11 protein-coding genes are annotated in these 12,521 nt (G+C 60.4%); 6 read left to right on the top strand and 5 right to left on the bottom strand.

The features are described from left to right. Positions 1–151: 151 nt before the first annotated feature. Positions 152–1,957 carry a phosphogluconate dehydratase gene (gene edd, locus ABD815_RS12250; protein WP_344847468.1) on the top strand — a complete coding sequence of 602 codons (1,806 nt, stop codon included), beginning with the start codon at positions 152–154 and terminating at the stop codon, positions 1,955–1,957. 22 nt (positions 1,958–1,979) lie between these two features. After that, positions 1,980–2,621 carry a bifunctional 4-hydroxy-2-oxoglutarate aldolase/2-dehydro-3-deoxy-phosphogluconate aldolase gene (gene eda / locus ABD815_RS12245; protein ID WP_344847467.1) on the top strand — a complete coding sequence of 214 codons (642 nt, stop codon included), beginning with the start codon at positions 1,980–1,982 and terminating at the stop codon, positions 2,619–2,621. A gap of 41 nt (positions 2,622–2,662) precedes the next feature. On the opposite strand, the gene ABD815_RS12240 is transcribed toward eda, so the two are convergent. Both ABD815_RS12240 and ABD815_RS12235 read right to left on the bottom strand, forming a co-directional pair. Further along, complete coding sequence (locus ABD815_RS12240) at positions 2,663–2,956, bottom strand: hypothetical protein (RefSeq protein ID WP_344847466.1); 294 nt, start codon at positions 2,954–2,956, stop codon at positions 2,663–2,665. Positions 2,957–2,983: 27 nt separating this feature from the next. After that, positions 2,984–5,770 carry a bifunctional [glutamate--ammonia ligase]-adenylyl-L-tyrosine phosphorylase/[glutamate--ammonia-ligase] adenylyltransferase gene (locus ABD815_RS12235; RefSeq protein WP_344847465.1) on the bottom strand — a complete coding sequence of 929 codons (2,787 nt, stop codon included), beginning with the start codon at positions 5,768–5,770 and terminating at the stop codon, positions 2,984–2,986. 95 nt (positions 5,771–5,865) lie between these two features. Here ABD815_RS12235 and ABD815_RS12230 point away from each other — a divergent pair, with 95 nt between their 5' ends. The 4 genes from ABD815_RS12230 (at position 5,866) to ABD815_RS12215 (ending at position 8,615) form a co-directional block, all read left to right on the top strand. Next, the gene (locus tag ABD815_RS12230; RefSeq protein WP_344847464.1) at positions 5,866–6,348 is read left to right on the top strand and encodes a YbaK/EbsC family protein; all 483 of its coding nucleotides are present in this window, start codon (positions 5,866–5,868) and stop codon (positions 6,346–6,348) included. Positions 6,349–6,562: 214 nt separating this feature from the next. Continuing rightward, the gene (locus ABD815_RS12225) at positions 6,563–7,018 is read left to right on the top strand and encodes a DUF2852 domain-containing protein (protein WP_344847463.1); all 456 of its coding nucleotides are present in this window, start codon (positions 6,563–6,565) and stop codon (positions 7,016–7,018) included. 117 nt (positions 7,019–7,135) lie between these two features. Then, the gene (locus ABD815_RS12220; RefSeq protein WP_344847462.1) at positions 7,136–7,594 is read left to right on the top strand and encodes an RDD family protein; all 459 of its coding nucleotides are present in this window, start codon (positions 7,136–7,138) and stop codon (positions 7,592–7,594) included. Between the two features lie 157 nt (positions 7,595–7,751). Next, positions 7,752–8,615, top strand: coding sequence for an arginyltransferase (locus tag ABD815_RS12215; RefSeq protein ID WP_344847461.1), 864 nt, complete (start codon positions 7,752–7,754; stop codon positions 8,613–8,615). Here the strand turns inward: ABD815_RS12215 and ABD815_RS12210 are convergent. From ABD815_RS12210 to ABD815_RS12200, 3 genes are all read right to left on the bottom strand, one after another. Beyond that, a complete protein-coding gene (locus ABD815_RS12210) occupies positions 8,612–9,010 on the bottom strand; it encodes a hypothetical protein (protein WP_344847460.1) in 399 nt (132 codons plus the stop codon). The genes ABD815_RS12215 and ABD815_RS12210 overlap by 4 nt on opposite strands. A 136-nt stretch (positions 9,011–9,146) precedes the next feature. Next, positions 9,147–11,501 (bottom strand): TRAP transporter large permease, encoded by a 2,355-nt coding sequence (locus tag ABD815_RS12205; protein ID WP_344847459.1) that lies wholly within the window; start codon positions 11,499–11,501, stop codon positions 9,147–9,149. 17 nt (positions 11,502–11,518) lie between these two features. Next, a complete protein-coding gene (locus ABD815_RS12200) occupies positions 11,519–12,448 on the bottom strand; it encodes a TRAP transporter small permease subunit (protein WP_344847458.1) in 930 nt (309 codons plus the stop codon). Positions 12,449–12,521 lie beyond the last annotated feature (73 nt).

Genomic DNA, 12,521 nt, shown 5'->3' with positions numbered 1-12,521 from the left:
ATGCGCTCACATCAAGGCTGGGCGAGTGTGGACATCATGTGCGGCGCAGGTTACGTTAGCGCTAACGAGCGCTGGCCGTTTCGGGCTATCCATTTTAGATTGGGTCATCGGACCCAAAGCGCGCACCGACACATATGCATGGAGTCACCGCATGCCCCTCAACGCCCAGATCGACGCTGTCACAAAACGCATCATCGAACGCTCGCGACCGACCCGCTCGGCGTACCTCGAAAAGATCGGCCAAGCCGCCGAAGACGGCCCTGTGCGCGCGCATTTGTCCTGTGGCAATCAGGCCCACGCCTATGCCGCGATGGAGGGGGAAAAGGCGCGTCTTGCAGAGGGGCGTGCACCCAATATCGGAATCGTAACGGCCTACAACGACATGCTGTCGGCGCATAAACCCTATGAGAATTTCCCAGAGTTGATCCGCGAAGCGACCCGTGACAGCGGCGCGACGGCACAGGTTGCCGGTGGTGTGCCTGCGATGTGCGATGGCGTAACGCAGGGCCAGCCCGGGATGGAGCTGTCGCTGTTTTCGCGCGATGTGATTGCGTTGGCCGCCGGTGTGGCGATGTCGCACAACTGTTTCGATTCCTCGCTCTACCTCGGGGTTTGCGACAAAATCGTTCCCGGCCTGATCATTGCCGCCGCAACCTTTGGCCATATCCCTGCGGTGTTCGTGCCCGCCGGACCAATGACCTCCGGTCTGCCCAACGACGAGAAATCAAAGGTACGCCAGCAATTTGCCACCGGTGAGATCGGCCGTGAAAAGTTGATGGAAGCGGAGATGGCCTCCTATCACGGGCCGGGCACCTGTACGTTCTATGGCACCGCGAACACCAACCAGATGCTGATGGAAGTGATGGGTCTCCACCTTCCGGGCGCGTCGTTTGTGAACCCGCACACGCCCCTGCGCGACGCCCTGACAAAGGCGGCGGCCAAACGGGCCACCGAAATCACCGCGCTTGGCAATGATTTCCGCCCCGCTGGACGTATTCTGGACGAAAAGGCCTATGTGAACGGGATCGTCGGACTGATGGCGACAGGCGGCTCGACCAACCTCGTGCTGCACCTGCCCGCAATGGCGCGCGCCTCCGGTGTGATCCTCGATCTCGAAGACTTCGAAGCGATTTCTTCCGCCGTGCCTTTGATGGCGAAGGTCTATCCAAACGGCATGGCCGACGTGAACCATTTCCACGCCGCGGGCGGGTTGCAGTACATGATCCGCGATTTGCTCGAACAGGGTTTGCTGCATGACGATGTGGCGACTGTCGCCGGAGACGGGCTATCGCTCTACACCAAAGAACCGGTGCTGACCGAGGATGGCATTTCGTTCCGTGAGGGGCCGACACAGACCCTGAATGACCGCATCCTTCGCTCGGCTGCCGATCCTTTCCAGAAATCGGGTGGCCTGAAACAACTCGCCGGCAATCTCGGTCGCGGCGTGATGAAGGTGTCTGCCGTCGCCCCCGAGCGGCGCGTTATCGAAGCCAAAGCTCGGATTTTCCACGATCAGAAGGACGTCAAAACCGCCTTCCAGAATGGCGAGTTCACCGAAGACACGGTTGTCGTCGTCCGCTTTCAGGGTCCGCGCGCCAATGGCATGCCGGAGCTGCACTCTCTCACCCCGACCCTGTCGGTGCTTCAGGATCGCGGGCTCAAGGTCGCGCTCGTCACCGACGGTCGCATGTCGGGCGCATCGGGTAAGGTTCCTGCCTGTATCCACGTGTCACCCGAAGCCGCGATTGGCGGACCGCTGTCGCGCCTGAGGGACGGTGATCTGGTGCGCGTTGACGCCGAGGCCGGTATTCTGACGGTTCTGGCCGACGATTTTGAAACCCGCGAACCCGTCGTTGCCGATTTGTCCGCAAACAAGAGCGGCATCGGGCGCGAGATGTTCGAGGTCTTCCGCCAAAACGCCTGCTTAGCCGCCGACGGCGCGTGCACAATTCTCTAACCCAGTCTCGAAGGACATTCCCATGACCCCGCAGGAAGCTAGCCTGAAAACCGCCGAAGTCTGTGGCCTCGCCCCCGTTGTCCCCGTTCTCGTGATCAAGGACGCATCAAAGGCACGCGCACTCGCCGAAGCCCTCGTGGCAGGCGGTCTGCCCGCATTGGAAGTCACGTTGCGCACGCCCGCAGCGCTCGACGCGATCCGCGAAATGGCAAAGGTCGAAGGCGGCGTTGTTGGGGCGGGCACATTGTTGAGCGCAGCTGACGTAAGCGCGGCTATTGCGGCAGGCGCCAAGTTCGGCGTTTCACCCGGCGCCACGGACAAACTGCTCGACGCCTGCGAAGAACAGGGATTGCCATTGCTGGCAGGAACCTCCACGGCGTCCGATGTGATGCGCCTTCTGGAGCGCGGCTATACCGTGGCCAAATTCTTTCCCGCAGAGGCCAACGGCGGGGCACCCGCGCTTAAAGCCATCGGGGCGCCGTTGCCGCAGATGAAATTCTGCCCGACTGGTGGCATCTCTTTGAAAAATGCCAATGATTACCTGTCCCTATCCAACACACTTTGTGTTGGCGGCAGCTGGGTTGCACCCGCTGATCTGGTGGACAAGGGCGATTGGAAAGCGATTGAGGAAATCGCGGCAGAGGCCGCAGCCCTTTCACGCTAAGCATTTATCACCCGAAACGAACCGGCAGCTCGCGCATGGCTCTAACGTCGTGCGCGCGCTCCGCCGCGCCGCCCGAGCGGCCCGGTGGTTGCGCCGAGCCCCTCACGCAGCACCGCTGCCATGGGGTGCCCTTCCGCCGCATGTCCGCTATAGAGCGCAATCAGCCTGCGGATGGCGATATGGGGATCGAGGACGGGATCGAGCTTGATGGCCCAGTCGAGAAAGATCGTGCGCGCATCGGGGGGCGTCAAATCCTCCATCTCGAAGGCCGTGCGGATAAGTCCGCCGGGATCGAGGTTCGCGTCAACATCGGGTAGGGATTTCGAGACCGGCATGGGCCACCTCACATGTGAAGCGCGAGTTTACGGCGCGCCGAAGGGGCGGTCCAGTACCAGATCGATCACTTTCGCGGCTTGCGCGGCCTGCGTTGCGGCCAGGTCCGCCAAAGCATCCAGACTCGCCGTGCCCGTCGAACGTGCAAGGAACCCCCGACCGCCCGCCCCGATCGTGTCGGGATCGAGCTTTTCGCCCGTCAGCAGCCGCGCGCCCGATTGCATGCGCCACATCAGCCGGTAGGTTTCGCCCAAGGTCGCCGCTTCCTCATCGGTGAACCACCCTGCCCTCTGGCCTGCCGCGATTTGCGCGTAGACATCTGAATCCATGGTCGCGCTCAAAAGCGCCGCGGTCTCTGCGATCAATTCGATGTCCATCATCCGGCCCGCGCCGTTTTTTGGATCCCAACGGTCACCGGGCTTGACCTCGGAGAGGCGCAGGCGCATGGCGTTGGTTTCATGGCGGACATGGGCGTCGTCTTTCGGGGCGCCGAGCACAGATGCGCGCACCTTTTCGACCGCCACGACCAGCGCGTCGTCACCTGCCACGGGCGTCGCACGGGTGAGTGCGAGATGCTCCCAAACCCATGCTTCGTCGCGCTGATAGCGCTCGAACGACTGCAGAGAGGTTGCCACAGGCCCCTGATTGCCCGACGGGCGCAGGCGCATGTCGACCTCGTAAAGTTTGCCCTCGGCGGTTTGGGTGGTCATGGCAGTGATCAGGGCCTGCGTGAGGCGACTGTAGTAGGTGCGCGCGGGCAGCGGGCGGCGGCCATCGGAGGCCTCGACCCCGTCTGCATTGTAAATCACGATCATATCGAGGTCCGAGGCCGCCGTGAGACGCCCCGCGCCGAGCGACCCCATGGCCAGAACCATCGCGCCCAATCCGGGCGGGGGGCCGTGTTTGCGCGCAAATTCGGCGACAACTTGGGGATAGAGGGCGGCAACGCAGGCGCGCGCGATATCGCAGTATTGGCGGCCCGCCTCGTCGGCGCCGATCAGATCGCGAAGGTGATGGACGCCAACGCGGAAATGCCATTCCTTGGACCAGCGCCGCGAGAGGTCGAGTTTCTTTTCGTAGTCGTCCTGCGCTGCCTCGAGTTGCGCGCCCAAGGCCGCGGTGAGCCCCGCGACACCGGGCCAAGGTGAAAAGAAATCACCACCGATCACGGCGTCGAGGACACCGGAGTTCTGCGACAGATACCGCGCGAGATGGGGGGCCGTACTGGCCACGTCGAGGAGGAGATCGACAAGCGGTGGATTGGCGTCGAAGAGAGAGAAAAGTTGGACCCCCGCAGGCAACCCGCGCATGAAACCGTCGAGATGGGTCAGGGTTTCAACCGGATTGTCGAGCTTTTCGAGCCGCGAGAACAGCGCCGGTTTCAACCGGTCAAAGATGGTCTGTGCGCGCTCCGAGCGCAGACAGGGATAGGTGTGCCATTCCGCCGTGATCTGCGCAAAATCGTTCTCCCGTTTAACCTGCGGGCTCGGCGCGGTTGTGGGCGCAAAAAACGCTTCCGTCATCGCGTCGACACGCTCGGTTCTCTGTGCCACATCGGCGCGCAGGGTATCGGTGTCGGTGCCCATGAGCGCGGCAAGCCTGTCAAATTCATCGGGCGTTGTCGGCAGGCTATGGGTCTGCTGATCGCGCATCATCTGCAGGCGGTGTTCGAGTTCGCGGTGGGCTCGGTAGTCGTCGCTCAGCACCTGCGCAGTCTTGGCGTCAATCCACGCCTTTTGCGCCAGTTTGGCGAGTGCTGTGATCGTGCCCCTCTCGCGCAGCTCGCGGTCCCGCCCCCCCGCGATGAGTTGTCGGGTCTGCGCAAAGAACTCGATCTCTCGAATACCGCCCTGCCCGAGTTTGACGTTGTGACCTTCGAGGTGAAAATCACCGCCAAGACCTTTGTGGTCACGGATTTTGCGGCGCAGGTCGTGGATTTCCTCGATGGCGGCAAAGTCGAGGTGGCGCCGCCACACAAACGGCGACAGATCGTCGAGAAACCGACTGCCGGCGTGGATGTCACCTGCGGCGGGGCGCGCCTTAATAAAGGCTGCGCGCTCCCACGTGCGCCCGACGCTTTCGTAATACCGCTCGGCGGCCTCCATGGCGAAACAGACCGGTGTGGTGGAGGGATTCGGGCGCAGGCGCAGGTCAGTGCGAAACACGTACCCGTCACCGGTCGGCTCACTGAGCGTGGTCATCGCACGCCGTGTCGCGCGGATAAAGGCGGCGCGCGCATCCATTTGATCGGACGCCTCGAACCGGTCCTGATCAAACAGGCAAATGAGATCGATGTCGGACGAATAGTTCAGCTCATGCGCGCCATGTTTGCCCATGGCGAGCGCAACCATCCCGCCACAGGTTTCGATATCCGCCTCGACTTGCCCGGGAAGTTTTCCCTTTGCAATCTCGCGCGCGACTTCGGCGCGCAGGGCCACATGTGTCGCGGCATCGGCCAAGTCACTGAGCGCGCCGGTTACATTTTCGAGCGCCCAAATCCCACCCAGATCGCACAGAGCCGAGAGCAACGCCACGCGCCGTTTGCCCTGCCGTGTGCCCGCGGCAACATCGCCTCCTGTCAGGGCGCGCGTCTGTGCCAAAGTATGTGCCAGAGCGGCCTCCGGATCGGCGAGCGCCCCTTCGAGCCATGCGTGTTCCTTCAGGATCAATCCATGCAGATAGGGTGCGCAGGACGCCGCGCCCGTGATCAATTCGCTCACCGCCCCACTCGCCCACGGTGTCACGGCAGCTGCTTCGGCAGCGCGATCGCTCTCGTAAATGCGTGGCAGGCGTGTGATGCGGTTTTCGGTCGTCATGGGGTCTCCCTTCGGACCCCAAGCGTTGGCGATTTCCACCACCTTGTGCAAGGGCAAAGCCCATGCCAGAAACCTGTAAAACCAACGGGGAAATCATGGCAAAGAGCAAATCAAAAAGCCTGACACGTGTCGAACAGGCCCTCGCGCGGGCGGGCGTGCCTGCGCATATCCTCGAGATGGACGGGGAAACGCGCACGGCCGAACAGGCGGCGCAAAAGGCAGGGTGCGCGCTGGACCAGATTGCCAAGTCCATCATTTTTCAGGGCGAGAAAAGTGGCGCGATCTACCTGTTCATCACCGCTGGCGCAAATCGGGTGGATAGCGCGCGTGCGGCGCAGCTGACAGGAGAGCCACTCATGCGTGCGGACGGGAAAACTGTGCGCGATGTGACGGGGTTTGCGATTGGAGGCGTCGCGCCGATCGGGCATCTGTCCCCTATTGTGGCCTTCTATGATCCGCGTCTGAGCGACTTTGACACTGTCTGGGCGGCGGCGGGGACACCGCGGCATATTTTCGAGATCGCGCCTGCGATCCTGCGCGAGATTTCGGCGGCAAAAGAGGCCGAATTCGTGTGCTGATCGTTGAAAAACGGGGGTTTCCACCCCTTCAGCGCAGCGCGGATCAAAAAATACTTTATGATTAAGTAACTGATTTTATTTAGATATCACGATTTATGTGAAAAAGATTTACATAGGCCCTTGTGGTTGCAGGTTGCCCCACCCATCTTGGTAATGTGAACGGCATTCACATACCGGCACAAAGGAAACGCAACCTCAACAAAGAGATGACCCGATGACACATACCGCCACAAACTATCCCTCCACCGACACTCCCTCAGGCTGGCTTCGACGCGCCGAATACTGGCTCGACGACAAAGGCAAAGGCGCCTGGATCGCCGCAATGGTCCTCGGCTTCATCTTTGTTTGGCCAGTCGGCCTGTTTCTCCTCTTTTACATGATCTGGGGCAAAAAAATGTTTAGCAACAAATGTACCTCTCGCTCGTCACGCCATTCCTACCGTCGCTCCGCAGCCATGGCGATGAAATCCAGCGGCAACACAGCGTTTGACGCCTACAAAGCCGACACCCTGCGCCGCCTCGAAGAAGAGCAGAACAGCTTTGAAAGCTTCCTCGACCGCCTGCGTGCGGCAAAGGACAAGGCCGAATTCGACCAGTTTATGGAAGATCGCGCCAAATCGTCCCCTGCCGATGACGAAAAGGCAGAAACCGAGGAAAAAGAGGAGGCTTAACCCACCTCCTGACCAGACGGCGCGCGGTTCCCCCCCTGACCGCGCGTCGCTCCAATGTCCCGCTCCCACATCCCTAATTGCAGAGCCGCACAGATGAGTTATCAAGAGATCAACCCCATGTCAGACAATCCACATACCCATTGGGGTCTCCCCGACCCGGAACGCCAGCCCGGCTTTTATGAATCGGTGCCCATCAAGCGTCTGTTGGCCTTTGTGGTCGATTTGATCATCACTGTGGTTCTTGCCGCGCTTCTGGTCCCGCTGACCGCTTTCACGGGGATCTTCTTCTTTCCATTCCTCGTCGCGGTGGTCGGTTTTGCCTATCGCGTTGTGACCATCGCCAACGGGTCCGCAACGTTGGGAATGCGGGTGATGGGGATCGAATTTCGCACCTCGCGCGGTGAACGTTTCGATCTCGGGATGGCGATCCTGCATACATCGCTCTTTACGGTTTGGGGCATGTTCGTGATCGCGCAAATCGTCTCCGTGGTGCTCATGCTGACCTCGGCGCGCAAACAGGGTCTGTCGGACTTCATTCTCGGCACGGCCGCCATCAACCGCGCGGCTGACATCTGAGAACACGGCTGACGCGCATAGTGCGAGACCGGATTTGCCGGCGTCCCCATGAAGGGCGCCGGTTTTTCATTTGCATCGAGACTTGGCGATCCGTCGCATTGTTGTTACGCTCCGCCAAATCTAGCACCGTTAAAAAACAGTTTCGTACCCTTAGCCCATGCGACACTCGCTCCCGCTCGCGCCCCAGTTTTATGTGACGGCCCCCCAGCCCTGCCCCTATCTAGAGGGCCGGATGGAGAGAAAGCTGTTCACCGCACTGCAGGGAGAAAATGCCGAGGCGCTCAATGATTCCCTGTCCAAACAGGGGTTCAGGCGTTCGCAAAACGTGCTTTATCGCCCGACCTGTAGCGACTGTGCTGCCTGTATGTCCGCACGCATCCGCGTGGCCGATTTCAACCCGACCAAAAGCCAGCGACGCACCCTGAACAAAAACGGGAACCTCACACGGTCATCCACATCGCCCTGGGCCTCGGAAGCGCAATACGCGCTGTTCCGCGAATATCTGGAAACCCGTCACGCCGATGGCGGCATGGCGGATATGGATGTGTTCGAATTTGCGGCGATGATCGAGGAAACCCCGATCCGCACCCGTGTGATCGAATATCATGCCACCGATCCCGACACCGGCGAGCGCGAATTGGTCGCGACCTGCCTGACCGACATTCTCGATGACGGGTTGTCGATGGTGTATTCGTTCTACAAACCCGAACTCGCGCGGGACTCGATCGGTACCTATGTGATCCTCGACCATATCGACATCGCCCGTGAGGCGGGGCTACCCTTTGTCTACCTCGGCTACTGGGTGCCCGGGTCGAAGAAGATGGGATATAAGGCGCGCTTTTCCGCGCTTGAGGTCTATAACAACGACCAGTGGGATGAGCTTAGCGATCCGTTGGACTATGCAGCGGAACGCCACCCGTTGGAAAACGAACCCGTCGCGGCTCAGGTTGCAAAGATCAACCTGCCCGACATGCAGTCCACGCCGAGGACTGCGCCCCCCGACCCCAAAACCGAATACTAGTGGAGCGGCCCGCTACCGATCCGGATGTCCAGCCGGATCAGGAGCGCCAATTGCTCGGCCATGGAAACCATGAGCGGCGCGACCTCGGCCGACACGAGCATAAGCGCCATGAGGGTCGCGTCGGAACGTGCCCCCGACCCGGCGCGCTGGACGAGTTCGACGATGGTCGCTTCATCCGCGCCAAGGCAATTACAGGTTTTTGAATGGTGCAGGAGCGCGCGACGACCGTGGCTCTGAACAATTCCCATCATCTGGCCAAAGACCCGTGCGAGGTCGTCTTCCCAGTGGCCATGATTGCCGCGCATGAGCGCCACGACCATCCGCCCCTCTTCGTCGAGATGGTCAATAGTGCCAACGGGGGCGGCGCCCCGAGAGGCGAGAGATGGGTAGGACATAACAGACTCCATATTTTCCGATAGTTTTTATCGGATTTATGATTCTTGGCAAGTCCCTTCTCAAAACAGCACCAAACATGACAAAAAAGACCCCGCAAACTGCGGGGCCTTTTGGAATTTTCGTGGAGCTTGGTGGCTATCGCCCGAGGAGGTTCGGGACGATCGTCACAATGTCCGGGAAGGTCCAGAGGATCGCGAGACCCAGAACCTGGATCAAGACGAAGGGTATGATCCCGCGGTAGATATGTCCCGTCGTGACTTCCTTGGGCGCAACGCCGCGCAGGTAGAAGAGCGCAAAGCCGAAGGGCGGCGTGAGGAAGGAGGTCTGCAGGTTCACGGCGATCATGATCGTCACCCATTTCGGGTCCATCGTGCCACCGTAGATCACCGGTCCGACGATGGGGACGACAATGTAGATGATCTCGAGAAAGTCGAGCACGAAGCCGAGCAAGAACAACACCGCCATCACGAGCAGGAAGACCGTGAACTCATTGTCAAACGAGCGCAGGAACTGCTGGATATAGTGTTCCCCGCCGAAGGAGATGACCACGAGGTTGAGCAGCTGCGAGCCGATCAGAATGGTGAACACCATCGAGGTGACCTTGGCCGTTTCGCGCACCACGATGCCGAGCGTGCCGTCCGAGAAGAGCACCCAGCAGGCATAGAGAATACCGAACATCGAATAGTAGAACGCACCGAGGGCGATCAGATAGGCCACCCAATCCTCGAAGGGCACGTCGCCGCGCGCCACACGCAGATCGAAGTTCGCGCCGACCAGCAACATGATGATGATCGCGAAGGCGGCACCGAGGATGATTTTGCCGGAGCGGTGATGATCCTGGAGTTTGCGGAACGCCGCGAGCAGGATTGCGCCCCCAGCCCCGAGACCGGCCGCCGGCGTCGGGTTGGTTACCCCGCCGAGGATCGATCCGAGCACCGCCACGATCAGCACGAGCGGTGGGAAGACGACGCGGAACAATTCATTGCGCCCGAGCGCGATCGCGGCGAACCGCAACCCGTAGAGCACGAGGAAGAATGGCAGCGCGTAGATCACCGCGGCGGTGCCTGCGGTGGTGAGCGGGGAGACGAAAAGCGCGTCGAGAGCGAGAAGTAGCGCAATTCCGACGGCACCAATCACGAACGGGCGCCCGCTTTCGGAGGGGGCAACGCCGCGACCCAGCGTGAGGATCAGGGCGAAGAGCGCCATGAAAGTCATGATGCCCGACCCGATTTTGGGTGCGTTGGCTACAGCCTGCGCACTGAGGGTCGTCATTTCGTCGTCGGTGCGACGGACGGATTGCTGTGCGCCGCCCGCATCCGCGATTGCCTGTGCTTCGGCAACGGCTGTGTCCCATGCGTCCTGACCGTGGAGGTCGATCATTGCGCTCTGACATTGCTCGGACACGCTGGTGCGTAGGCTGGGCTGTACGCCACTGTCGCTGAACTGGTTCACATGGACCGATTGCGATCCCGAAATGCCCATCTGACCGGACATGATCGCGCCGCCGATGATGAGGACCGGCACGGCGAGGAACCACAGCAGACCGTCACGGCGCGTGATGGTCTCATGGCTGGTGTGGGTAAGGTGCACGGGGGGCGCTTTGTGCGGGTTCAGCAATGCATAGCCAAAGGCATAGAGCGCGTAGAGGAAGGCCAAAAAAATCCCGGGCAGCATCGCGGCCTGAAACAGCGTGCCGACGGAAACGACCGCCGGTTGACCGAGGTAGGTGAGCGCATCGGTACAGCCCACGGACTGCGCACGCGCCTCCTGAGCGGCCGAATAGAGATCACCTGCCAAAGTGCCCAGCAAAACAATGACGATGGAGGGCGGGATAATTTGCCCGAGCGTTCCGGAGGCCGCGATGACACCCGTTGCCAGTTCAGGCGAATAGTTGTGGCGCAGCATGGTCGGCAGGGACAAAAGCCCCATGGTCACCACGGTGGCGCCAACAATACCGGTCGAGGCCGCGAGAAAGGCCCCCACGATCACCACGGAAACGGCCAAACCACCGGGCAACGGGCCAAACACCCGCGCCATGGTTGTCAGAAGGTCGTTGGCGATTTTGGAGCGTTCCAGCACGATCCCCATCATCACGAACATCAACACCGCCAACAGCGTCTCGATCGAAGCGCCTGCAAAAACGCGTTCGTTCATGCGGTTGACGATAAAAGACAGGTTGCGGTTGACCGCCTGCTCCCAGCCACCTTCAAACAGCGGCTGCACCACAGTGGGCAATTCCGGATATCGGAAATGGCTGATGGTGACAGGATTGACCCCCGCATTCACGAGGTCGCGATAAGCCTGCGCGCCGGTATCGAGCGCCTGATGAACGAGGATCCCCGCACTATCGAGCGCGGCAATGATCCCGAAGGACAACAGCCCCGCGCCGCCAATCGCAAAAGCGACCGGAAAGCCCGTCAGGATGCCCGCGAACAGGCTGAGAAAAACGATAATGAGGCCAACTTCAACGCCATCAAGTCCGAAAAGCATGTCCCACTGCCCCTAAATTAGTGTGTGCCTTCAAAGGCTTCTTCGCCTTCGCCGAGCGTGTCTTTGTCGAGGTATTTGTCCGCACTCTCTTCGCCTTCGATGTATTCGAGGTAGGAGCGGTAGAAAAAGGCCAGCGCCTGCAGGATCACCAGCGACACGAAGGCGAGCATGAGCACTTTGAAGAGGAAATAGCCGTTAAACCCGTTTGCCGAGAACGACACGGTTTCCACGTTCCACTTAACAATGCGCGCTTTGCGCAGCATCGCATCGAGCGCATCGGAGGCCGACACCTTTGGCGTGATGAGATGGCGCCACAGGAAATACCACGCATACATCCATGTCAGGAACGCCACCGGCAGCATGAAGAAAAGCGATCCGAACATGTCGATTGCCCGCTTTGCACGGTGGCTTACCCCCGCGTAGATCAGGTCGACGCGCACATGGCTGCCCTGAATAAAGGCGTAGGAAACGCAGAGCGCCACAACAATGGCGTTCTCGAATTTCAACGTGTCCGAGTACCACCCGACCGACTGGGTAAAGCCCGTGCCGAACGGGGAAATGGTGATCTCGCCGACACGGAAGATCGACTGCAGGAAGATGACGATGATCTGTTGGAGCACCATCACCAGCCCGGCCCAGGCCGCGATGCGGCCAATACCGTTGTTCACCTTTTCAATGCCACGCACCAGTGCCCACAGGAAGGGACGGTAGAAAAACCCGATTAGGGTAACGACGATGATGATATCGATGAAAACGAACAGGAACTCTTTGGAGCCACCGTAGTAAACAAAGCGCAGAAGGCTTTCTTTATCCGCCCAGTTCAACCATTGGCCCGGATGGCTCAGCGCATAAAAGAGGTTGTAAAACCCGAGCGCGATATTGGTCACAAGCGACCAGAGCGCGCCAAAAATCATTCCGATTCCGTTGGTTGCGGCTACTTCTTCCATGAAGGTGCCCCCTCTCTTCCCATCCGTCGATTGGTTAGGTGCGGTTCGTTTTGGTGACCGTCTTTGTGGTGGG

Source organism: Celeribacter arenosi (genome assembly GCF_039539485.1).
In the GTDB taxonomy this organism is placed as follows: Bacteria; Pseudomonadota; Alphaproteobacteria; order Rhodobacterales; family Rhodobacteraceae; genus Celeribacter; species Celeribacter arenosi.
This window is presented reverse-complemented; position numbering and strand designations above follow the sequence as displayed.

Coding starts and splice junctions, on each gene's coding strand:
- edd (WP_344847468.1), top strand. CDS start 152: ATGCCCCTCAACGCCCAGATCGACGCTGTCACAAAACGCATCATCGAA.
- eda (WP_344847467.1), top strand. CDS start 1,980: ATGACCCCGCAGGAAGCTAGCCTGAAAACCGCCGAAGTCTGTGGCCTC.
- ABD815_RS12240 (WP_344847466.1), bottom strand. CDS start 2,956: ATGCCGGTCTCGAAATCCCTACCCGATGTTGACGCGAACCTCGATCCC.
- ABD815_RS12235 (WP_344847465.1), bottom strand. CDS start 5,770: ATGACGACCGAAAACCGCATCACACGCCTGCCACGCATTTACGAGAGC.
- ABD815_RS12230 (WP_344847464.1), top strand. CDS start 5,866: ATGGCAAAGAGCAAATCAAAAAGCCTGACACGTGTCGAACAGGCCCTC.
- ABD815_RS12225 (WP_344847463.1), top strand. CDS start 6,563: ATGACACATACCGCCACAAACTATCCCTCCACCGACACTCCCTCAGGC.
- ABD815_RS12220 (WP_344847462.1), top strand. CDS start 7,136: ATGTCAGACAATCCACATACCCATTGGGGTCTCCCCGACCCGGAACGC.
- ABD815_RS12215 (WP_344847461.1), top strand. CDS start 7,752: ATGCGACACTCGCTCCCGCTCGCGCCCCAGTTTTATGTGACGGCCCCC.
- ABD815_RS12210 (WP_344847460.1), bottom strand. CDS start 9,010: ATGTCCTACCCATCTCTCGCCTCTCGGGGCGCCGCCCCCGTTGGCACT.
- ABD815_RS12205 (WP_344847459.1), bottom strand. CDS start 11,501: ATGCTTTTCGGACTTGATGGCGTTGAAGTTGGCCTCATTATCGTTTTT.
- ABD815_RS12200 (WP_344847458.1), bottom strand. CDS start 12,448: ATGGAAGAAGTAGCCGCAACCAACGGAATCGGAATGATTTTTGGCGCG.